20 protein-coding genes are annotated in these 20,250 nt (G+C 65.7%); 3 read left to right on the forward strand and 17 right to left on the reverse strand.

Translation table 11 applies throughout. The features are described from left to right. Positions 1-2: 2 nt before the first annotated feature. The 10 genes from BM167_RS06570 to BM167_RS06615 form a co-directional block, all read right to left on the reverse strand. On the reverse strand, positions 3-737 hold the full coding sequence (locus BM167_RS06570; protein WP_092890477.1) for a universal stress protein: 735 nt from the start codon (positions 735-737) through the stop codon (positions 3-5). Then, positions 737-2,182 carry an APC family permease gene (locus BM167_RS06575; protein WP_092890480.1) on the reverse strand — a complete coding sequence of 482 codons (1,446 nt, stop codon included), beginning with the start codon at positions 2,180-2,182 and terminating at the stop codon, positions 737-739. Before BM167_RS06575 ends, BM167_RS06570 begins: the two co-directional genes overlap by 1 nt. Positions 2,183-2,261: 79 nt before the next feature. Beyond that, complete coding sequence (locus BM167_RS06580; RefSeq protein ID WP_092890483.1) at positions 2,262-3,065, reverse strand: formate/nitrite transporter family protein; 804 nt, start codon at positions 3,063-3,065, stop codon at positions 2,262-2,264. 220 nt (positions 3,066-3,285) lie between these two features. After that, complete coding sequence (locus BM167_RS06585) at positions 3,286-4,470, reverse strand: ATP-binding protein (RefSeq protein WP_092890486.1); 1,185 nt, start codon at positions 4,468-4,470, stop codon at positions 3,286-3,288. 304 nt (positions 4,471-4,774) lie between these two features. After that, positions 4,775-5,236 carry an SRPBCC family protein gene (locus BM167_RS06590; protein ID WP_092890489.1) on the reverse strand — a complete coding sequence of 154 codons (462 nt, stop codon included), beginning with the start codon at positions 5,234-5,236 and terminating at the stop codon, positions 4,775-4,777. A 248-nt stretch (positions 5,237-5,484) separates the two neighbouring features. Further along, complete coding sequence (locus tag BM167_RS06595) at positions 5,485-5,751, reverse strand: ribbon-helix-helix domain-containing protein (protein WP_092890492.1); 267 nt, start codon at positions 5,749-5,751, stop codon at positions 5,485-5,487. 662 nt (positions 5,752-6,413) lie between these two features. Then, positions 6,414-6,830 (reverse strand): PIN domain-containing protein, encoded by a 417-nt coding sequence (locus tag BM167_RS06600; protein ID WP_092890495.1) that lies wholly within the window; start codon positions 6,828-6,830, stop codon positions 6,414-6,416. A gap of 9 nt (positions 6,831-6,839) precedes the next feature. Further along, a complete protein-coding gene (locus tag BM167_RS06605) occupies positions 6,840-7,070 on the reverse strand; it encodes a hypothetical protein (RefSeq protein ID WP_092890498.1) in 231 nt (76 codons plus the stop codon). 151 nt (positions 7,071-7,221) lie between these two features. Continuing rightward, entirely contained in the window at positions 7,222-7,533 is a 312-nt protein-coding gene (locus BM167_RS06610; RefSeq protein WP_092890501.1) for a chorismate mutase, read from the reverse strand. Further along, on the reverse strand, positions 7,530-8,483 hold the full coding sequence (locus BM167_RS06615) for a shikimate kinase (protein WP_092890504.1): 954 nt from the start codon (positions 8,481-8,483) through the stop codon (positions 7,530-7,532). Before BM167_RS06615 ends, BM167_RS06610 begins: the two co-directional genes overlap by 4 nt. Positions 8,484-8,622: 139 nt before the next feature. On the opposite strand from BM167_RS06615, the gene BM167_RS06620 reads away from it, so the two are divergent. Continuing rightward, entirely contained in the window at positions 8,623-9,054 is a 432-nt protein-coding gene (locus BM167_RS06620; RefSeq protein ID WP_092890507.1) for a DUF5796 family protein, read from the forward strand. Beyond that, positions 9,054-9,284, forward strand: coding sequence for a DUF7508 domain-containing protein (locus tag BM167_RS06625; RefSeq protein WP_092890510.1), 231 nt, complete (start codon positions 9,054-9,056; stop codon positions 9,282-9,284). Before BM167_RS06620 ends, BM167_RS06625 begins: the two co-directional genes overlap by 1 nt. 55 nt (positions 9,285-9,339) lie before the next feature. Here BM167_RS06625 and BM167_RS18860 read toward each other — a convergent pair whose 3' ends face one another. Next, on the reverse strand, positions 9,340-9,474 hold the full coding sequence (locus BM167_RS18860) for a DUF7128 family protein (protein WP_281244621.1): 135 nt from the start codon (positions 9,472-9,474) through the stop codon (positions 9,340-9,342). A 128-nt stretch (positions 9,475-9,602) separates the two neighbouring features. Here BM167_RS18860 and BM167_RS06630 point away from each other — a divergent pair, with 128 nt between their 5' ends. Then, positions 9,603-11,768: a CDC48 family AAA ATPase gene (locus tag BM167_RS06630; RefSeq protein ID WP_092890513.1), complete on the forward strand. Its 2,166-nt coding sequence runs from the start codon at positions 9,603-9,605 to the stop codon at positions 11,766-11,768. A gap of 33 nt (positions 11,769-11,801) precedes the next feature. Here BM167_RS06630 and BM167_RS06635 read toward each other — a convergent pair whose 3' ends face one another. From BM167_RS06635 to BM167_RS06655, 6 genes are all read right to left on the reverse strand, one after another. Further along, positions 11,802-12,917, reverse strand: coding sequence for an AI-2E family transporter (locus BM167_RS06635; protein ID WP_092890516.1), 1,116 nt, complete (start codon positions 12,915-12,917; stop codon positions 11,802-11,804). Positions 12,918-13,011: 94 nt separating this feature from the next. Next, complete coding sequence (locus BM167_RS06640) at positions 13,012-15,858, reverse strand: DEAD/DEAH box helicase (protein ID WP_092890519.1); 2,847 nt, start codon at positions 15,856-15,858, stop codon at positions 13,012-13,014. 72 nt (positions 15,859-15,930) lie between these two features. After that, complete coding sequence (locus tag BM167_RS18865; RefSeq protein WP_281244622.1) at positions 15,931-16,056, reverse strand: hypothetical protein; 126 nt, start codon at positions 16,054-16,056, stop codon at positions 15,931-15,933. Positions 16,057-16,147: 91 nt separating this feature from the next. Then, entirely contained in the window at positions 16,148-16,981 is an 834-nt protein-coding gene (locus BM167_RS06645) for a metallophosphoesterase (RefSeq protein ID WP_092890522.1), read from the reverse strand. A gap of 6 nt (positions 16,982-16,987) precedes the next feature. Continuing rightward, complete coding sequence (locus BM167_RS06650) at positions 16,988-18,871, reverse strand: hypothetical protein (protein ID WP_092890525.1); 1,884 nt, start codon at positions 18,869-18,871, stop codon at positions 16,988-16,990. Further along, entirely contained in the window at positions 18,868-20,142 is a 1,275-nt protein-coding gene (locus BM167_RS06655; RefSeq protein WP_092890528.1) for a Single-stranded DNA binding protein, read from the reverse strand. Before BM167_RS06655 ends, BM167_RS06650 begins: the two co-directional genes overlap by 4 nt. Between the last annotated feature and the right edge of the window lie 108 nt (positions 20,143-20,250).

A 20,250-nucleotide genomic window follows, 5' to 3' on the forward strand; every position in this document is an offset into this window, starting at 1 on the left:
AGTCACTCCGGCGCGGCCGAGTCCCGCCTGCGTCGGACGACGATGACCGGTCCGAGCGACCGGGCGGCGACTTGGTCGGATATCTCGCCGAAGAGAAATGACCGCAGAGACGGTTCGCTCTCGCCCATGACGACGACGTCGTGGTCGTCGGCCGCGTCCGCGATGGCTCTGACCGGCGTCTTGGAGACGACGACTTCCGTCCGGACTGCGTCGGAGGCGAGTCCGTTCTCGCGCAGTCGCGCCGCCGCGTCCTCGACTATCGACCGACCCGCGGGTTCGGCCTCCTCGTCGTCGGCGACGTGATAGAGCGTCAGTTCGACGTCGCGGCCGTCGGCCATCGCGGCCACGAACGCCGCGACGCGGGCGACGTTCACGTCGTCTCCGACCGGGACGAGCACTCGTTCGACCCGAGTCGTCGGGTTCGGGACGAGAATCGCCGTACACCCCGCCTCGTCGGCCACCCGGTCCAGCGTCTGTTCCTCGTCGTGCGTGAAGACGAGACGGGTCTCACAGGACCCACCCGTCTCGCGGAACTCGGCGGCCAACTCGTCGAGGAGCGACTGCGCTTTCTCTTCGAACTGTATCCGCGCTTGTCCCGGCGCGGTCTGTTCTGGGAGAATGTGGTAGCCGAGGAGGACCACGGAGAACGGGGACAGCAACTCGACGACGGTGTCGGGAATCGTCTGGCCTTCGAGCACTTCCAGCGGCACGAGAACCGTCCAATCGCGTTCGGTCATTAGAGCACCCCTTTGAGTTTCACGTCGCGAGCGTAATAGAGGTACCAGCCCGCGGAGACGAGCATGATGGCGAGACCGATGAGTTGGGAGGTGCGTTGCATGAATCCGATCAGCGCGAAACTCGCGAGCGCGCCCAACACCGGAACGACGGGGTAGCCCGGGACGCGGAAGTCGGGGTCGTACCACTCCGGTTCGTCCCGGCGGAGTGCGATCAGCGCGACGCACATCAGCCCGTACATCACGAGGTGGAGAAACGAGGCGACTTCCGCGAGCACGTCCACCTCACCCAACAGGACGAGCGCGAGAATCGGACCGCCGGCCATCCCGAGTGCGACGTGCGGGGTGCCGTACGTCAGGTTTATTCGACTCGCAGCGCGCGGCAAGAGCGCGTCTTTACTCACCGCGTATATCGCCCGCGAGGTGCTGAGAATCGACGCGTTCGCGCTCGACACCGTCGCGAGTAGCCCGCCGATGAGGATGAGAAACGCACCGAGCGGCCCCATGAAGCTCTCAGCGACAGTCACCATCGCCGTCTCACCGAGCGAAGCGAGTCGCTCGCTGCCGAACGCGCTCGTCGCCACGAAAATCGTCGCCACGTAGAGCACGCCGACGATGAGCACCGACCCGACCATCGCGAGGGGGAGATTCTTCCCCGGCTGTTTGATTTCGCCGGCGACGGTGGCCACCTGCGCGAAGCCCAGATACGACGTGAACACCAACGCGGCGGTGGTCAACACCGAGACGACACCCTGCGACAGGAACGGTTCGCCGATGGGTTCGGGGTCGCCGACGACTCCGAGCGCAGAGAGACCGCCGAAGGTGAGAAAGCCGACGATGATAGCCAGGAGAATCGCGACCACGCCGTTTTGAAGTTTCGCCGCGTTCTCCGTCCCGGTGACGTTCAGCGCTGTCAAGAAGACGCCGAAGAGAAGCGCCAACGGCACGACGACGTCGAACCCGCCGAACGAGACGCCCGCCCGCGCCAGGACGGCCTCCGCGTAGAAGCCGAACCCGACGAGGTAGAACGCCGAGGCGAACACCAACCCGAACCAAAGCGAGAGGCCGACGATAGCGCCGAAGAGCGACCCTATCCCCCGCGAGATGAAGTAGTATCCGCCGCCGCTTCGGGGCATCGCCGTCGCCAGTTCGGACGCCGGTAAGGCGACGAGAAGCGCGATGACGGCTCCGATGGCGAACGACCCCGCCGCGGCGGGTCCGGCCTGCCCCGCCGCGATGCCGGGGAACACGAAGATGCCCGCTCCGACCATCGTCCCGACGCCGATGGCGATGCCGCCGGTCACGCCGATGGTCCGTTCGAGTTCCGTCCCCTCATCGTGGACGGTCGCCTCGTCGGCCGTCTCCGGTCGCTCTACGACCGGTGTTTCGCCGTCGCGGTTCGCGGTCTGGTCCGAACCGCCGCCCGTCTCGTCGGAGACACCGGCCATGTGGGCGATACCGGGCGAAGAGCCATTATACCTGCGGCAGATGGCGTCGAGAGGCGGAGAAACGTCGGCGAAAGCGTCGTCACCCGCCGCCGCGGGTCACGTGTCCGTACTTCAGGATACCGACGAACACGCCGCCGCCGATGGCGTTCCCGAGGGTCGCCAACACGAGGAACTTCGCGTAGTCGAATACCGACACCTCGGGCGAGAGGAACACCCCGAACAGCACCTCGATGTTGCCCGCGATAGAGTGCGGGAGGTGGAGCAGTCCGATGGAGGCCGTGACGAGCCAGATTATCAGTAATCGGCTCGTCGTCTCTTGGGCGGCGGCGAGCAACCACGCCAACAGTCCCATGAGCCAGCCCGCGAGGATGCCGGCGACGAACAACCACGTGAGGTCGTGGTCGACGAGTTTGTGCGCGATGGTCCCGAACGCTTCCGGGGTGGCGACCCCGAGGTTGGGCATCAAGGTGACGATGAACGCGGTGAACACCGCGCCGCCGACGATGTTGCTCGCCCAGACCAACCCCCAGAGACGCATCAGTTTCCGGAACGACGCTCGACCGTCGAGCACCGGCATCACGGCGAGGGCCGTGTGTTCGGTGAACAGTTCCGAGCGCGCGATGATGACGAAGATGAATCCGACGGCGTAGGCGCTCGCCAACAGTAGTTCGGTTCCGAGGTCACCGTACCCGCCTTCGGTGAGCGTGAGTAGAACCGCCATCAACAGCGGACCGAATCCGATGTCGAGACCGGCCGAGAACCCCGACAGCAACAGCCCGGTCCGCTCGCGCTCTATCTCGTGGAGCCCGGATTCGATGAGCGATTCGAGGATATCCGGGGCGGGAGTCTGCTCTACGGTGGTCGCCGGGTCGGCGTCCCCCACGTCACCCGCCCCCCGTATCGGCGTCGCTGGGTCCGTGCGCCTCGAATCCCATAACGAAGGCCAGTAGAGAGCGAACACGGAAGAAAGATATGGCGGTGCGAACGGCTCTTCGAGCCCTCGCGTTACGGAGTTTGACGCGCGTCACCTCCCTCGGCGAGAAACGACAACCCGACGGGGGCGCCGTCGTCGCCGCTCTCGGTCGCCGATTCGGACGTGCGCGCTATGCGCCGAGAGGGGATGCAGGGTCAGGCGAACGCGAACGCGCCGACCCCGCAGCGTCGTTCGCCAGCGGAAGTTCGACGGTGAACACGCTCCCGTCGGGCCCGGTATCCGATAACCGAACTATCCCGTCGTACCGTTCGACCAACGTTCGGACGAGATAGAGGCCGAGTCCGTGGCTTCCGCAACTGCCGTCTGTCCGTTCGAACAGCGTATCGCGGACGTCGTCCGGAACTCCGGGACCGTTGTCCGCGATGGACACCGTCGCCGTCGTGTCACCCACGTCGACGGTTACGTCCACCCGAGGCGTCTCGCTTTCGTTGTGCTGAACGGCGTTAGCAAAGAGGTTCACGAACACGCGGGGAAGAAGCTCGCCGGCCATCACGTACACGTCGTCGGGCATCGACGCGGTAATCTCGACGTTCTCTCTGTCGCTTCGGGGGTTCTCCAGTACGGTCGTGAGCGTCTCGGTCAGGTTCACCGCTTCCCGGTCGGCGTCTCCTTGGCTGGCCCGCATCAGCACTTGAATGTCGCGAATGACCTCGGTCATCTCTTGACCCTGTCGGTGGATCCGTTCGAGATTGCGCCGGAGTTCCTCGTCGATGTCGTCGTCGTCGAGATGGACGGACGCGTATCCCGTGATGACGTTTGCGGTGTTCAGGACTTCGTGCCGAAGGAGGCTGTTCAGGTAATCGAACCATCGGCGCTGCGCTTCGGCCTCGTCGGCGCGGATGGCCGCTCGTTCCGCGGTGAGTTCGCGTTGGATGGCGCGCGCCTCGACGATTCCGAAGACGAGACCACCCACTCCCCCCATCGCGGCCGACGTTCTGGCCCACCCGACGACGCTCTGGAGGGTTCCTGGATACCAGACGACCATCATCGGCGCGTTGACTCCGAGGAAAACCGCGATTCCGCCGACGAACCACGTCGCGATGCGCGGGTAACGTTTCGGAGAGAGACCAGTCCTCGCGATGCGGGAGCCACCGTAAACGATGCCGCCCGAGAAGACGGCGGTCAAGAGGAGATTGAGGAGGAAGTTGCCCGTCAAGAGCGGTTCCACGCGGAGACCGTAGAACACCACCCATTCGACGACGAACGCGGCAAACAGAAGGATACCGGCTCTCGATATCAACGTCGGTATCTCGTCGGGGGGAAAGACGGACGACAGCCGAGACGCCAGATCCATGATTCGAATATGCCAATTGAGAGTAAATAAGTTGGGCAGTATTATCAAATATGATACTAAAACTGAGACGGGAGAGATCCGGATTACAGCGCATCTAGCTGGTACCGTGCCGAAATTCGCCTGACAACTCCGAGAAAATATACGTGGTGATAGCGACGGTCCGGTGCTTCGGCGACACCGCGCGTCCCCCCGAGGCGGATTCGCTGCTCAGCTTCGAGACCGGTGGTCGCCTCGGCGACCGAGGGAAATTTTCGAACCGCCTGCAAACCGGCTCAGACGAAGAAAGGAAAGCAGACGACCGCGATTAGGCCGGGCGCGCCGTCTCAGCGGCTATCTCCGCTTCGATGATGTCCTTGGTGTTCTGGAGGTGGTTCTTGAACTGTCGGTTGTTGTAGCGACTGGCCACAGGTTCGAGCAGGCGGTCGCGGAGCGAATCCCCGAACTCGTAGTCGGCCTGATGCGTGATCCGGGTCCCGGAGGCGGTCTCCGCGAAGTAGTTGTGTACTTCGCCCTTCATGCCGGACCCCTCCATCGCGACCGTCATGTGTTCGTTCGGTTCGACGACGCTCAACGCCAGTTCGACATCTAGCGAGATGCCGAGCAGTTTGTACGTGGCGCGCATGCGCGCCCCATCGTCGGTCTCTTCGACGATTTCGAGGTCTCGGAGGCTGGCCATCGTTCGGGACCAGTTCTCGGGGTTGGAATCGAACGCGAAGACGCGTTCGATGGGCGCTGCGATCTCGACGGTGTGCTCGAAGCTGGGCATTAGTTTCAACTCTCTCGTCAAACCCCTCACGCGCTCCCCTCCGCCACAGAAACTCGGGCAGCTACGACGGCTGACTACACGAAGTAGGGTCCCTGAGGCAATAAGGAGACCGTACGCCGTACTGACACGTCCGGTGGGTCCAGAGAACCGAGATGCGATCAGGACCGGTTCAGGACAGCGCGAAGGGCAAGCTTGCGGAGAGTGAAACGTACAGCAGGAAGCGTCAGGTCGGATGGATGTTTGTCGGTCTATGTTCGCTCGCGGGCCTCGTCGGCGCTCGTGGTGCGCCCCTCGCGGATGCCTTCTTCCGCTTGGAGGAGTGCCACGAGTTCGTCGCGGTCGAACACCGAGAACTCGGTCGCGTCCCGAAGCGTGTACCGAATGAACTCGCTCCGGCTGTTGAAGCCGCGTCCCTGCCACGTGTCGTCTATCTCGTCGAGGAACGACTGCGTGACTTTGAAGTTCACCGTGACGATTTCGTCGTCGCCGTCGTTTCCCGTGGCCGCTTCGGACATACGCACGTGTTACTATCTACCAAGTCTGTTTCGCCGGGCGGGACAGACCTTTCGTGAGCGTTACGAACAGTAGAACGACGCTGAGCCCCTCTGCCGCGATTGCGGGAAGGACGCGCCAGAACGGTCCGTAATTGAGGCCCGACGAAGGAGACAGTACCGCGTCTACGTAGCCAAACCGAAGGAGTGTGAACAAGAGGAGTGCGACTACTCCGAGCAACGCGACGAGAGTACCGAGCGTGGATATTCCTCTCAGAGGGCTACCCCGCCTTCGGAGAAACCACAGCGTCGCCGCGGCGAGAGCAGTTCCCGAGAGAGCAAAGTCGGGTAGCGTGGAGGGCGGGAGCATATATCGACCGAATACGGGCGTCGTTGTCTACTTTCTGGAGTACAGAGATAGATGAAGGAATCGCCCACCGATGGACTAACTGAACAACAGCCGGAAGTTCTCGATCCGTAAACGCCCGAATCAGGGCTCGAAACGTCCGTTTTCGACTACCGCTTGCTCCGTTGCTCCACCTTGTTCAGGTGGCTGAAATCCATGATGGATTCTCGTGAAAATAGTGTCTAAGCACGCGCCCAACACCACAGAAATCGGAATATAGAGGACGTGAGTTGGTGTCCTATGTAAATGGATCTCCGCTGCTTTAGGCCGTTCCAATCGGCTAACGTGTGTCGAACGAGTCGATCACGTCGCTCGTCGAATACGTCTCGACGAGAGGCTGTTCGTCGAAATCAGTAACGTCGCTCCAGACTGCCGCGTCCTCTGCCAGGGCGCACGCGACATAGAGCACGTCGCCGGGGTCTGTGTCACCGATCGCTGCTTCGGCCTCTTCGATGTGCGGATAGAACTCCTGGACGGGAACGACCTCGATGTACTGAAACAGGAGGTCGATAAACTGGGCGACTCGCTCCGGACTCATGCCGGACTTCTCGACGATCAACTCTGTGTAGTTCCCAATCTCGTCGTAGACGAATTCGGGTGTCAGGAGGTCGGGTTCAAGTGTGACGATGAGTTCACGGGTTTTCGAGTCAGCGATGAGTGCGGAGATGACGACGTTGGCATCGACGACCAACTTCATTCGTCGAGGCTACTCCGACTCCTCTTCGACGCGTTCGCGTGCGCTCCCGTTGATTTTATCGGCGATCTCCGCGACATCGCTCTCGGTGAGTTCGCTTCCGGACGTGAGTTCGTCCATCACGTCGAGCGTCTCGATTTTCTCCTGAATAGCCTGTCGGGTGACCTCGCTCCAGTTGATCTCTGGATGTTGCTCCATTCGGTCTTTGAGATCGTCATCAACGTTGACGGTGATACTGGGCATACAGGAAACTATGCGTACACAGGATGTTGTGTCTTTGGGTTGGGACACAGTAAGAACTGACCGCTAGATTCGCGGTGTTCCTCTTATCCGGACTGAGCGGGGCGTTATTGGAACGTATTCGATACGGGTGAGTATCCGGTCTTCCGGCTGCTCACCGACTCTCTCTTTGCTCCACCTTGTTCAGCTCGATGAGCAGCCGGAAGACGGCTTTCACCAGGTTCGAGTCCACGTCGAACCGTTCGGCGTTCTGACCGGCGCGTCGCATCACCTGTTCTTCCTGCCCCTCGTCGGTCGTCGGCAGGTCCCGTTCGTCTTTCACCTGTGCGACGGTCTCTGCGACGTAGGTCCGTCGGGCGATGAGTTCGACGATTTCGCGGTCGATATCCTCTATCTCCGCTCGCAGTTCGTCGAGCGTCATCTCGTCGGGTCGCCGTTCGTCGGTGTCTGGAGTGTCTCGTGTCATAGTGTGTGTGCTCCGTCGGTCCGCGTCGTCGTCAGTCGCGTCCGGCCGTCGCGTCGGTCCCACAGGTCCCGCACCCGTTCGAGGTCGGTCCGGTCGCCCACGTCGCCAGAACGCTCCGCGTTCTGGCTGGCGGACGAGACGCAACGCGTCTCGTCAACGTCGCCAGACTGCCTCTGGCGGGCCGCAGAGCTCTGCTCTGCGACGGCGACGACGCTCGGTCCGGTCCCGGACAGAGAGACGCCGGTGGCGTGCGGCATCGCCTCGACTGCGGGGTCCGCGGGGAATCCGAGGGCGGCGGAGAACGCCAGCCCGTTCACCGTCATCGCCTCGGCGTACCGGCCGTCGAGTGCGAGGTCGGCCACCAACTCCGCCATCGGCGCGACGTTCGCACAGCGTTCGACGTCGGCGTCGGCGCTGTAGGCGCGTTCTTCGGGCGTCCAGACGAGAACGTCCCACTCCACCTCGTCGCGGGCGAGGAGTTCGTCGTCTCCGTTGTCGGTCACGGTGACGCCGCCGAGCATCGACGCGGAGGCGTCGTCGAACGCTCCGGTGACGGCGACGCCGGTTTCGCGGGCGGCGCGCACGCCGAGTCGGCAGGCCTCCTCTCTGTCGGGGTCGACGCCGAGGGCGGCGGCGGTTGCTAACACCGACGCGTTCGCGGCGGCGCTGGAACTCTTCAACCCCGCGGCCATCGGTACGTCGCTCTCCGTGCGGACGAATCCGCCGTAGTCCTCGCCGTCGCCGTAGCGTTCGACGGCGAGTTCGACGCATCGCTCTATCAGGCGCGTGTCCGCGGCGGCGTCTTCGGCCACCTCGCCGGTGACGGCGTTGGAGTCGTCGAGTTCCACCGTCGCCGTCGTCTCGGCGTCGATGGCGAAGGCGGACCCGACGCCCGTCGCGAGGGCGTTCAGCACCGTCCCGGCACCGAGGGCTACTGCGCGGCCGTGCATACCAGTAGGGGCGCGAGCGAACGGAAAGGTGTAGCGGTGGGCGCGGATTTGGCCGTCTCCGCGGGAGCGACTCCGCCGTCCGACCGACCGGACGCGTGCCATCGCGCACCTTTTCACCGGCCCGCGCCAACGCGGGAGTATGAGCGCGCGCAACGACGTTGCACCGAGTACGCTCGGCGTCGAACTCCTCGAACACGGGGTGCAGGTCGAGTACACGGACGGCCGGACGACGCTCTACCGAGGCGTCCCCGAGAAAGTCGAGGGGACCCTCACGACGGGGCCCGGAAAACAGACGCACATTCTCGTCACCGACCCGACGGAGACGGAGGGCGTGATGGTGTACGTGAACGACCTCAAGACGCACGACGACATCCTCGAATCGACGGGCGTCGGGCGCGTCATCTTAGAGCAAGGCGACGAAGAGGAGATATTCCCCGGCGTCACGGCCCGCCGCGTCGGCGGGATGCGGACCGAGGTGGAGGCCGACCCCGAGGAGGCGCGCGGGCGCGTCTTCGCGTTCGCCGAAGACGACTGGGGCGAAGAGTCCTACGAGTTCGTCACGGAGGAGTGATGTCGCTCCGAAAGCGCTGGCGACCGCTGACGCGTTCGACCGTCGGAGAGACGCCGGACGCGTACGGCGTCGTCGAGTTCGGCGACGAAGACGGTGCGGTAATCGAAGCGACTGCGGGACTCCTCCCCGACGTTCTCAGAGAGGAACTCTCCTACGGCGACGCCGCGAAAGTCCGCTGGAAGCGCGCGCAGTCGAAGTCGCACGCGGACCGTCTGCTCGACGACCTGTAACGCTCGCGGCGGGGGTCCGGTCGGCGTTCGGCGCAGTCTCCGCGAGGCGACGGCGCTACTGGAGGTACGAGGGACTGTCCGTGTCGCAGTTGCCCTCGTGTTGCTCTGCTTCCTCCTCTGAGTCGAACAGCAACCCGCAACCCTCACACTGGTACCACGTCATGTTGTCGCGTTCGGTCGTAGATACCATACCGACTGTTGGCTATCACCCCATAAAAATTCGTCCAGAAAGTCGGTCGAGCGGATAGGTTCTGCGAATTTCTCGCCTCGGTCGCTCTCCCGCGGAAGGATAAAGAAAGGCCCCACCCAAGGGTCGGTATGACCGACGAGGAGGGTCTCACTCTGACCGTCCGCGGCGCGGAGAAACGGGACGCCGGGCGGGGAATCGCTCGGCTTCCGGAAGCGACGCGGCGGACACTCGGCGTTCTCAGCGGCGACACCGTCGTCGTGGAGGGAACGCGAGAGACGGTGGCGAAGGTGTGGCCCGCGGGGGCCGGTGTCCCCGAGGGCGTCGTCCTCATCGACGCCGACACGCGCGCGAACGCGGGAGCGAAGATAGACGAGTCCGTTCGCGTCTCGAAGGTGGACGTAGACGACGCTCGTTCCGTCACGCTGGCGATGCCGGACGGCGTCGCCTTCGAGAACGAAGAGCGGGCGGTGGACCTGATAAAGACCAGCCTGCAGGACCGACCGATACAGGCGGGCGGACAGATTCACTTCGAACGGCTCAGCGACGACCCGTTCGTCGTCAGCGAGACGAACCCCGACGGGATGGTCCGAATCACCCAGTCCACGAGGCTCGAACTCGTCAGGCGCGGACGCGTCGAACGCGTCGTCGCCTCCGTCGGCCCCACGGCGGAGCAAGAGGACAACTCGACGGGCGTCACCTACGAGGACATCGGCGGGTTAGACGAGGAACTCGACTTGGTGCGAGAGATGATAGAACTCCCCCTCTCGGAACCGGAGGTGTTCGCCCACCTCGGCATCGACCCCCCGAAGGGCGTCCTCCTCCACGGGCCGCCGGGGACGGGCAAGACCCTCATCGCGAAAGCCGTCGCGAACGAGGTGGACGCCACCTTCCTGACCATCTCGGGACCCGAGATAATGTCGAAGTACAAAGGCGAGTCCGAGGAGAAACTCCGCGAACGGTTCGAGGAGGCCAGAGAGAACGCCCCGGCCATCGTCTTCTTCGACGAGATAGACTCCATCGCGGGGAAACGAGAGGACGGCGGCGACGTCGAGAACCGCATCGTCGGCCAACTGCTCTCTCTGATGGACGGGTTGGACGCCCGCGGCGACGTCATAGTCATCGGCGCGACGAACCGCGTCGATACGCTCGACCCGGCCCTCCGCCGCGGGGGACGGTTCGACCGCGAGATAGAGATCGGCGTGCCGAACGAACGCGGCCGCCGCGAGATTCTCGACGTCCACACCCGCCGGATGCCCCTCGCGGAGGACGTCGATTTAGAACGCCTCGCCGCGCGGACCCACGGGTTCGTCGGCGCCGATCTCGAATCGCTCGGGAAGGAGGCGGCGATGACGGCGCTCAGACGCTCTCGGCGCGCGAAGACGGGCGGAGAGAGGAAGTCTCTGACCGAGTTGCAGGTCACCGCCGCAGACTTCGAGTCGGCGATGGCGGCGGTCGAACCCTCCGCGATGCGGGAGTTCGTCGCCGAGTCGCCGACGACGACGTTCGACGAAGTCGGCGGCTTAGAGGAGGCGAAGGGAACGCTCGAACGCGCCGTGACGTGGCCGCTGACGTACGCGCCCCTGTTCGAGGCGGCCAACACGGACGCGCCCTCCGGCGTCTTGCTCCACGGGCCGCCGGGGACGGGCAAGACGCTCTTGGCCCGCGCCATCGCGGGCGAAAGCGGCGTCAACTTCATCCACGTCCGCGGCCCGGAACTTCTCGACCGCTACGTCGGCGAATCCGAGAAGTCGGTCCGCGAGGTGTTCGAACGGGCGCGACAGGCGGCCCCGGCCATCGTCTTCTTCGACGAGATAGACGCCATCGCGACGAACCGCGACTCGATGGGCGGCGACTCCGGCGTCACCGAACGCGTCGTCTCGCAACTCCTGACGGAACTGGACCGACTGGCGGACAACCCGAACCTCGTCGTCCTCGCGGCGACGAACCGAAAGGACGCGCTCGACCCTGCGCTCCTCAGACCGGGCCGCCTCGAATCGCACGTCGAAGTTCCCGCGCCCGACGCGGACGCCCGGCGGGCCATCCTCGACGTCCACGTCCGCGGCAAACCGCTGGCGGACGATATCGACCTCGACGCGTTGGCGTCGCGGATGGAGGGCTACTCCGGGGCGGACGTGGCCGCGGTCTGTCGCGAGGCGGCGATGCGCGCGATAGAGGAGGTGGCCTCGGCGTACGAGGGCGAGGCGGCGAACGACCACGCGGCGGAGATACTGGTTCGACCGGAACATTTCGACGCCGCCCTCGACTCCGTTCTCCCGTCCGGCGCGGACGCGTAGACGGCGGCGGGCGACGCCGCTCTCGTTTCGGCGTCAGTCGTCGTTCGGCGGCGGGTCCGAGCCGATAGATTCGGCGGCGGTGACGTACGGCGTCACCGGTTGACCGTGGATCAACTCGCTGAACACCAGCCGAACGACCTGCACCGAGAGAACGACGATGAACGGGCCGAGAAACAGGCCGTACCAGCCGAACAGCATCGGCCCGCCGATGTATCCGAACAGGACGAGTCCGGTGTGCGTGCTCCGAGCGGCCAGTTTCGGGAGGACGAACGTGAGGGGAACGAAGTCCAAAAGGAGGAACGCGACGACCAAGAGCGCGAGCGGATAGACGAGAAGCGACCCGTCCGCCTGGAGGGCCGAAACGGAGAGGTAGCCGACCAACGGCAGGTAGACCACTTTCCCGACGACCAGCGGAATCAGACTCGCCATCCCCGTCGCGATAGCGACGGCGGTGGGAATCGGCACCGCGACGGCCTGCGGCGCGAGGAAGTTGTAGCCGTGGTAGACGAAGAGAGCGACGACGGCGACGACGAACACGAGAAGCGTCGTGCTGAAGTAGACGGTTTCGAGGTCGGTGTCCACGGCCGAGACGTAGGCGTACCCCGCAGAGCCTCTCTCGGCCACCTCCGAGCGGAACCACCCGGAGATGTCTCGCTCCTCGCGGAGGAGGTAGAAGGCGATGAGAAGCGCAAAGAACGTGTGCATCACCGCCGTCGTCGCCGCGCCGAGCACCCCGAGAACGGCCGTGGCCGCCGACCCGGCCCGCCCCCCGCCGTCCGAGTCTCGAAACGCCGACCGAACCGTCTCGACCGGACTCGACTGCAACGCCTCCACGTTCACGTACGGTTGTAGGATCTGTTGGTACTGCTCTGCGAACGTGCTGAGTTCGCTGAGACCCATCGCGGCGAGGTACGCGACGAACGCGAGGACCGGAACCGCGAGGAGAAACACCGTCGCGGAGGCGGCGTGTTCGTCCGACCCGACGTGGGGTCGAACGCGGTGGTACACCGGTCGAGTACCGTAGTAAACGAAGATAGCGAGCACCACGGTTCCGACGAACCGGTAGGTGGCGAAGACGAGAAACGAAGCGAGAACGGCGGTCAGTCCCCACCACGCGATGCGCGAACGCTCGGACGGTAGACGCGTCATGGCGTCCGCTACAGTCGGCGGTGCGAAAAGCGTGGTTGCGTGACGACACGAACCCGCGTCCGTAGTCGGGCGTCGGCGACAGAACGGTCGCGGGTCAGTCCCAGAACGACTGCGTCCGCGCGTACTGTCGCTCCTGTGCGAGGATATCGCGGTAGAAGTCCGCTTCGTCCTCTCGGAGTTTGGCGATGATTCGCGCGGCGTTCTGCGGGCCGACGCCGCGGGCGGCGAGGGCGATTACGGCCTGCTTGCCGTGACTCTGGACGAGACTCGCGGACCGGTAGGCGCGTCGCGTCAGTCGCTCCTGTTCGTCGTCTTTCTCCGTCGCGCGAACCGCTTTCACCGTCTCCTCGTCCCACGGGTTGAGACAGGCGATGCGCGTCGCGCCGCAGTCGGGACACTCCGGTTCGTCGGGGACGCGCCGCACTTTCGTCTTCCGCGTCCACTCCGTGCAGTGGAGACACATCAGGATGACCCGGTCGTTTCTGATTCTGTCTCTGATGGCGTCGATGACGCTCGCGTCGGCGTTCTCGGGCACGAGGAAGTCCCGACCGCTCGAACTCCCGGAGACGCCGATGGGCGTCCGTTCGCGGGCGGTGGTGAGTTCCACGTCTCCCCCGTGTGTTCGGCGGAGGAGGGCCGTCGTCTCGGGGACGGCCAAATCGACGTGGAACACCTCCCTGACCGCCTCGTCGTAGACGGGGGTGTCTTCGAGGGCGGCCACGAGTCGGTCCGCACCGAATCGCTTGTTCCCCCGGTAGCGCTTGAGAGCGCCGAACTTCGCGGCGACCTGTGCGAGGGTGAACTTCAGCGAGTCCGAGTGTTTCAACGCGAGTTCGAGCAGTCCCTCGACGTGGTCGGGGTCCGTCGCCTCTAGAACCTCGACGAACTCGTGGACCGACACCTTCGGCGGCACCTCGAAGGAGACGCGATAGGGGTCCACTTCGATTCCGACGGAGGACCCGGTTCGCTGGCCGACGAGGGCCGCGAGCAAGCGTCCGAGCGTCTCGTTGACGCGGTGGCCGTGACAGGAGTTCAGGACGACGCGACGCGCCTGCCCTTCGAGGACGAGGCGGTCGGCCGTCGGAATCGGGTGACCCGCCTCGACCTGTCGTTCGACCGGCTTCAACGCCTCCGAGACGGTGTGTTCGTCCGTCGGATAGCGGGTCAACACGTCGCGGGCGACGGCAGACCGGTCCGCGCCCGCCTCGAACTGCCGGGCGGCGATCTCGCGAATCTCGCCCACCTCGCCCGCGACGGGTTCGGGGACGGGAATCTCGGACCCCGTCCACGACGGCACCTCTCCGGTTGGGTCTTCGATGGGCGCGACGTTCACGCGCGCCTCCTCGTCGTCGATGTCGTTTATGCGCCACATCTCGCCGCGTTGGACGAACGACGCGCCGGGTTCCGCGAAGTTGACGACGAATCGCTCGTCGAGGGTGCCTATCTGCCGCCGCGAGGACATGTCGTGGACGTCGTACGTCTCCTCGTCGGGAATCATCGACAGGTTGGCGTAGAAGTACTGCCACGTCCCGCCGGACTTCTCTAAGAGGTCTTTTTCCTCGTCTAACCACAGCAGGCGGTTGCTGTGGAGTTGGCGGACCACCTGGCGGAACTGGGACTCCGAGAGGTCACGGAACGGATAGGCGGCCGTCACGAGTTCGTACGCTTTCCGCGCCGACGCCTCGCCGGTGTCCATGACGACGCCGACGATCTGGTTCGCGACGGTGTCGAGACTGCCGTGGTGGATGTGGGCGGGTTCGACGTCGCCCGCCTCGGCGCGCCGGGCGATGGCGAGGGCTTCGAGGGTGTCGTCGGGGTCGGAGGTGACGACGGTGCCGCGAGACGTCTGGTCGCGGCGGTGGCCCGCCCGCCCGACCCGTTGGAGCAGACGCGACACCTCGCGCGGACTGCCGTACTGGACGACGTGGTCTACCCGCCCCACGTCGATGCCGAGTTCCATAGAGGACGTACAGACCAACGCGTCGAGTTCGCCCGCCTTGAACCGGTCTTCCACGTCGATTCGCACGTCCTTCGAGAGCGACCCGTGGTGGACTTCTATCGGCGCGCCGAGTTTCTTCACCCGCGACCCGAGAGCCTCCGCTGTCTGTCGGGTGTTCACGAACACCAGCGTTGACTCGTGTTCTCTCACCACGTCGCGGACGACGCGGACGTGACTGGCTATCTCGGCGTCGGTGGCGAGTTCGCCCGAGAGCGTCTCGTCCTCGGCGGTCACCTCCGGATGGACGACGGTGAAATCCACCTTGCTCGTGACGTCCACCTCGACTATCTCGAACTCCCTGTCGCCGGTGAGGAACTTCCCCACCTCTTCGGGCGACCCGACGGTGGCCGAGAGGCCGATTCGCTGGAACGGTCCGGAGAGTTCGCGCAGGCGTTCGAGTCCGATGGTCAACTGCGCGCCGCGCTTGGCGGAGGCGAGTTCGTGCACCTCGTCGACGACGACGTGTCGAACGTCCGAGAGCGCCGTTCGGAGTTTCTTCCCGGTCAGCATCGCCTGTAGCGTCTCGGGCGTCGTCACCAACACGTCCGGGGGGTCGTTGGCCTGCTTCTGTCTTTGGTACTGCGTGGTGTCGCCGTGGCGGACGTCTATCTCGACGTCTAACTCCTCGCCCCACCAGTCCAGTCGCTCTCGCATGTCGCGGTTCAGGGCTCGAAGCGGCGTGATGTAGAGCGCCGAGAGGCCCTCTCGGTCCTCGGGCGGCGACTCCACTATCGAGTTCAAGACGGGGAGCATCGCCGTCTCCGTCTTCCCGGTCCCGGTGGGGGCGATGACGAGGGCGTTTCTCCCCTCGGCGAGGGGCGGAATCGCGCGACGCTGTGGCTCCGTCGGTGTGGTGAACCCCCGCTTCGAGAGCGCGTCGCGAACGGTTTCGCCCAAGAGCGTGAACGCGTCCATACCCTGCGCGGACGACCCGTTTTGCATCGTCTTCGGTAGTGGTGCGAGCGGATTAAGCGCACCGCTCTCGGCGTCCGAAACCGGATGGACGTCGAGTGATTACTTCCCCAGCAGTCGCAAGGCGATGCCGCCGAGGAGGACGATACCGCCGCCGACGAACGTGCCGGGTACGGGGAGGACGAACAGCGCTACGCCGAGAACCGCGACTATCGTAGAGAGCTTCATACCGTCTCACACTCCCGGCGGACGGAAATGTCGTATTGCCGCCGAAACAGAGAGTGTCTCTCGAACTAACGTCGGCGTCGCCCCCGCACCCTCACAGGGAGTCGTACGCGCCGAGGCGCGTCCCGTCGAGGAGATACGCGTCCGCAGAGCGGAGGGCGTCGGGGAGGAACGGCGATAGAAAGCCCTGCCCGTCGACGTTGACCCACGTCCCGCCGGACCGGTCGTTGAACGCCGGGAAGACGACGAGTTCGGGCGACTTCCAGTCGAGTTCGGCGGTATCGGCAGGCTTCGCCCGTCGGTCCGACGGACCGCGCCCGCCGACGTCGAGTCCGAGGTGGTCGGCGAACGGTTCGGGGCGGAGAGGGCCGCGAAGCCACGCCCGTTCTTTGCGTCCGCCGCCGACCGAGTCTTCCAGTCTGACGGCGGGGTGTTCGTGCGCCGAACAGACGATGTCGGCTTCGAGCACCTCTCGCTTCGGCCACCGGTGTCCGTGGACGAACCCCACGTCGCCGAGACGGACGCCCGCCCCGTCGGTGACGACGAACCGGTCGCCGAACTCGGGGGCGAGTTGCTCTTCGATGCCGCCGTCGTGGTTGCCGCGGACGAGAGTGACGGGCACCCGGTCGGTGACCATCTCCGCGAACGCGGCGAGTTCGCCCTCCTCGTCGCCCTTCGGATTCCCGATTTGGTGACCCAAGTCGCCGAGGACGACCAGTCTGTCCGGGTCCGTCCGGTCGAGGAGACTCCGAATCCGGGCGCGTCGGACCTCCGCGTGGCTATCGAGTTCGACGCCGCGTTCGTACCGCAGGCCCGCCTCGATTCCGGCGTGGTAGTCGGCGACGACTAACGCACGCTCTCGGCCGACGTCGGCGACGGCCGCCGGTTCGCCGGAGACGGGTTCGACCAACGGGCGCGAATCTGTCATCGTCTCTCAGATGGACTTCAGCGTCCCTTCCGCGGGTTCGTAGCATTTCCCGCCCATCAGCGCGTCCTCGATTGCGTCCTCGACGTCGCTTTCGTCCGCGCCGTACTGGTCCACGACGGCGGCGACGACCGCCTCTCGGTCCGCACCGTCGCCGTCGTCTAACTCCGACATCACGTCGACCGCGGCGTCTTCGAGGTTCACGTCCGCCGCGGGTTCGGATTCGTCGGCGTCCGAATCGGCTTCGACCGTCTCCGACTCGTCGGCCGCCGCAGTCTCGACCGATTCGGACTCGGTCGTCGCCGTCTCGGCGTCCACCCCTCCCGACGCCGGGCCGGACTCCCCGGCTACCTCGTCGGCATCGGCAACGTCGTCAGGCGAGGCCCGATCGCTTGCCGAGGTTCCCTCGGCAACGTCGATGTCGGCCTCGCCGGGCGCTTCGACCTCAGTACCGGTGGAGAACTCGGTGCCGAACTCCTCTTCGACTTCGCGGCGTTCCTCCTCGTCCATCTCGTACATCTCGTCCGTCGAGGGCGCGGCGGCCGCTTCGTCGGTCGAGTCGGAGTCCGCGTCGGCCCCGTTGGCGGTCAGTTCGTCGGACTCGGCGGTCGGCGACTCGTCGGTCGCGAAGTCGCCGAGTTCGTCCGACGAGGCGGGAGCGTCCTCGTCTGCGGGTTCGTCGCCGCCGAAGTCGCCCAACTCCTCGGTCGCGTCGGCGTCGTCTCCGGTCGCGTCCGCACCGGCCGACGCTCCCGGTTCGGGGTCGGTCGGCGCGTCGTCGGATTCGACGACCGACGACGCGTCTCCGGCGGGTTCCGGCGTCTCCTCGACGCCCTCGGCCGCCGTCTCGCCCGCGTCCGGAACCGGTTCCGGCGTCGTCGTCGCGTCCTCGGGGTCGGACGCCGCCGTCTCCGCCGCGGGGGAGTCGGTCGCCCTCGACTCCGCGCCCGTCTCGTCTGCATCCGTCGTTTCGGCGTCGCCGTCGGCCGTCTGTACGTCGGCCGCCGCGTCGTCGGCCACCGCGACGTCCGCTTCGGAGACGGCGTCTTCGCCCGCCAGTCCGTCTGCGTCTTCGACGGTGGATTCGACCGTCTCCGCCGCGGTCAGTTCGTCTTCGAGTGCGTCCTCGTCGGTCGCCTCGGCCGCCGGTTCGACCGGCGAGTAGTCGCCGAGGTCGAGTTCCGGAAGTGACCCCAGCGTGTCCGGCCCGTCGTCACCGGGCGCGACGTCGAGTGAACTCACGGACTCGCGGTCACCGGAGACGAGGTCCAACGCCTCGACGGCGAGGCGTCGGACCGCTTCGAGGTAGTGTTCGGTCGTCCCGTAGTGGTCGATGGCCATCGGGATGCCCGTCGCGAGCGACTCGTCCACGCCGCGGGCTTCGAGTGCGCGGCGCAAGTCGTCGCCGCGTTCGTCCATCTCCAACGCCGCCGCGAACGTCGCCACGCGTTCGAGGGTGGCCTCCGCCGCGGAGACGACCCACCGGTCGCGCGTGTCGGCGTCCACGTCGTTGATGCTCTCGGGGCGAACCGAGGTGAACACGCGGTCGGAATCCTCGGGTTGGTACGTCCGCGCCTTCCCCGTCAGAGAGACGAACGCGGGCGGCGTCGCCCGGTCCAAGAACGCCATCGCCTCGGGTTGGTACTGTCCGGCGTAGGTGACGAACGCGCCGGAGGGGTCGACGATGCGGCCCCGGAGCACCTCCTCGTTTACGTTCTCTATCTCCGTGAGGACGCCGACGGCGAACAGGCGGTTCACCCGCGCGCCGGTGGGCGTCACGACGTAGTTCGGCGCGCGTTCCTCGTCGCCCTCCGAGTACGAGAGGGAGGCGTCGTCGAACTCGGCGGCGAACATGCGGTAGGCCACCTCGCGGCGGTTCTCGACGACGCTCATGCGCCCACCTCCTCGCGGAGGGCGGCGGCGCGTTCGGCCGGGTCGTCCGCCGTCTCCTCGAACTCGTTGGCTTCGAGGTTCGCGCCGTAGTCGTCCACAGAGAGGTTGCCGCGGATGCGGAACTCGCGCCCGACGACGGTGTCTCGGATATCGTCGGCGACGACTTCCTTGTCCATCGCCTCGCGAGCCTGTTCCATCGCCTCGTCCATCGTCCCGCCGTACAGCGTCTCCGTCAGGTCGCGGTCCAAGACGACGGTGACCGTCCCGGTGCCGTCGTCGAGGATGGCCTTCACGCGCATGTCGTCTTCGCCCGCCACGTCGCCGTGGGAGCGACACTGGCCGTTCTGCAGGACGCGCCCGCAGTCGGGGCAGCGTTCGATGAGGCCGGAGCCGTCGCGGACTTCGAGCAGGTTGCCCGTCACCTCGACGTCGAACATCCCGCCGGAGCCGACCGCTTCGCCGATTCCCATCCGCGGGGCCGATTCGTTGACCGTCACCTCCCGACCCACGGGCGTGACCGTGGTGAACTCCGAGAGGTTTATCTGAGGGACGCCGCGGAACTCGCGGGCGTACACGTCCTCGAACCGGAGGTCAGCGCTCTCCCGAAGGTCGGAGCGCGCCCCCCAGTCGGTGAAGGGGAGGCGGCCCGTCTCGTCGGCGACGACGCCCGACCGGATGAGCGTCTCGCCGTTGCGACCGTCTATGGTGCGTTCCTCGGATTCGAGGACGCGGACTTCGACCGTCCGGCCGCGGTCACCCGCGCGGACGTTCACGAGGTCGGTCTCCCCGCCCACGTCGTACGGCGTCTCGACGGGCGTCGTCTCGACGGCGACGGTGGAACTGGACCCGAGGTTCAGTTCCGGTTCGCCGTCCCACTCGCGGACGCCCGCGTTGCCGACGGTGACGGAGTCTCCGGGTTCGAAGCCGAAGTCCTCCCACGCGGTGTAGGATATCTTTCCCGTCTCGTCCGCGAGTTCGCCCTCTCGGATGGTCTGTTCTTCGCCCTGATAGCGAATCGAGCGTCGGCCGACGGTCAACACGCGCGCGGTGACGGTGACGTTTCCGTCCTCGGTGGTGATGTCCGCGATATCGCGCGAGGTGGGGGACCCCCCGCTACCTCCGGAGTCGCCGCCGTGCTTGCGTCGGATGCTCTGTTTCGCCTCGTCTATCGGGACGCTGTACTCCAAGAGGTTCTGTAGGTCGGATTTGACCTCCGCTTTGTCTACGCCGAGGGTGGAGGCGAGTTCCTCGGCATGGTCGTCTACGTCCATCGCCTGAAGATTCGCTCTCGTACCGTAAAAAGGGTTTCCGGCGCAGGGTCGCGGTCACCGCTCACCCCCTCGCGAACCCGTCGCGAGGTGGGCCACGAGTCGCCGAGA

It is taken from the genome of Halopelagius inordinatus, assembly GCF_900113245.1.
Classification (GTDB): Archaea; Halobacteriota; Halobacteria; order Halobacteriales; family Haloferacaceae; genus Halopelagius; species Halopelagius inordinatus.

What these genes read in the sequence shown, in the direction of transcription:
- BM167_RS06570 (WP_092890477.1), bottom strand. Translation starts at nt 737, where the DNA reads ATGACCGAACGCGATTGGACGGTTCTCGTGCCGCTGGAAGTGCTCGAA.
- BM167_RS06575 (WP_092890480.1), bottom strand. Translation starts at nt 2,182, where the DNA reads ATGGCCGGTGTCTCCGACGAGACGGGCGGCGGTTCGGACCAGACCGCG.
- BM167_RS06585 (WP_092890486.1), bottom strand. Translation starts at nt 4,470, where the DNA reads ATGGATCTGGCGTCTCGGCTGTCGTCCGTCTTTCCCCCCGACGAGATA.
- BM167_RS06590 (WP_092890489.1), bottom strand. Translation starts at nt 5,236, where the DNA reads ATGCCCAGCTTCGAGCACACCGTCGAGATCGCAGCGCCCATCGAACGC.
- BM167_RS06595 (WP_092890492.1), bottom strand. Translation starts at nt 5,751, where the DNA reads ATGTCCGAAGCGGCCACGGGAAACGACGGCGACGACGAAATCGTCACG.
- BM167_RS06600 (WP_092890495.1), bottom strand. Translation starts at nt 6,830, where the DNA reads ATGAAGTTGGTCGTCGATGCCAACGTCGTCATCTCCGCACTCATCGCT.
- BM167_RS06605 (WP_092890498.1), bottom strand. Translation starts at nt 7,070, where the DNA reads ATGCCCAGTATCACCGTCAACGTTGATGACGATCTCAAAGACCGAATG.
- BM167_RS06610 (WP_092890501.1), bottom strand. Translation starts at nt 7,533, where the DNA reads ATGACACGAGACACTCCAGACACCGACGAACGGCGACCCGACGAGATG.
- BM167_RS06615 (WP_092890504.1), bottom strand. Translation starts at nt 8,483, where the DNA reads ATGCACGGCCGCGCAGTAGCCCTCGGTGCCGGGACGGTGCTGAACGCC.
- BM167_RS06620 (WP_092890507.1), top strand. Translation starts at nt 8,623, where the DNA reads ATGAGCGCGCGCAACGACGTTGCACCGAGTACGCTCGGCGTCGAACTC.
- BM167_RS06625 (WP_092890510.1), top strand. Translation starts at nt 9,054, where the DNA reads ATGTCGCTCCGAAAGCGCTGGCGACCGCTGACGCGTTCGACCGTCGGA.
- BM167_RS18860 (WP_281244621.1), bottom strand. Translation starts at nt 9,474, where the DNA reads ATGGTATCTACGACCGAACGCGACAACATGACGTGGTACCAGTGTGAG.
- BM167_RS06630 (WP_092890513.1), top strand. Translation starts at nt 9,603, where the DNA reads ATGACCGACGAGGAGGGTCTCACTCTGACCGTCCGCGGCGCGGAGAAA.
- BM167_RS06635 (WP_092890516.1), bottom strand. Translation starts at nt 12,917, where the DNA reads ATGACGCGTCTACCGTCCGAGCGTTCGCGCATCGCGTGGTGGGGACTG.
- BM167_RS06640 (WP_092890519.1), bottom strand. Translation starts at nt 15,858, where the DNA reads ATGCAAAACGGGTCGTCCGCGCAGGGTATGGACGCGTTCACGCTCTTG.
- BM167_RS18865 (WP_281244622.1), bottom strand. Translation starts at nt 16,056, where the DNA reads ATGAAGCTCTCTACGATAGTCGCGGTTCTCGGCGTAGCGCTGTTCGTC.
- BM167_RS06645 (WP_092890522.1), bottom strand. Translation starts at nt 16,981, where the DNA reads ATGACAGATTCGCGCCCGTTGGTCGAACCCGTCTCCGGCGAACCGGCG.
- BM167_RS06650 (WP_092890525.1), bottom strand. Translation starts at nt 18,871, where the DNA reads ATGAGCGTCGTCGAGAACCGCCGCGAGGTGGCCTACCGCATGTTCGCC.
- BM167_RS06655 (WP_092890528.1), bottom strand. Translation starts at nt 20,142, where the DNA reads ATGGACGTAGACGACCATGCCGAGGAACTCGCCTCCACCCTCGGCGTA.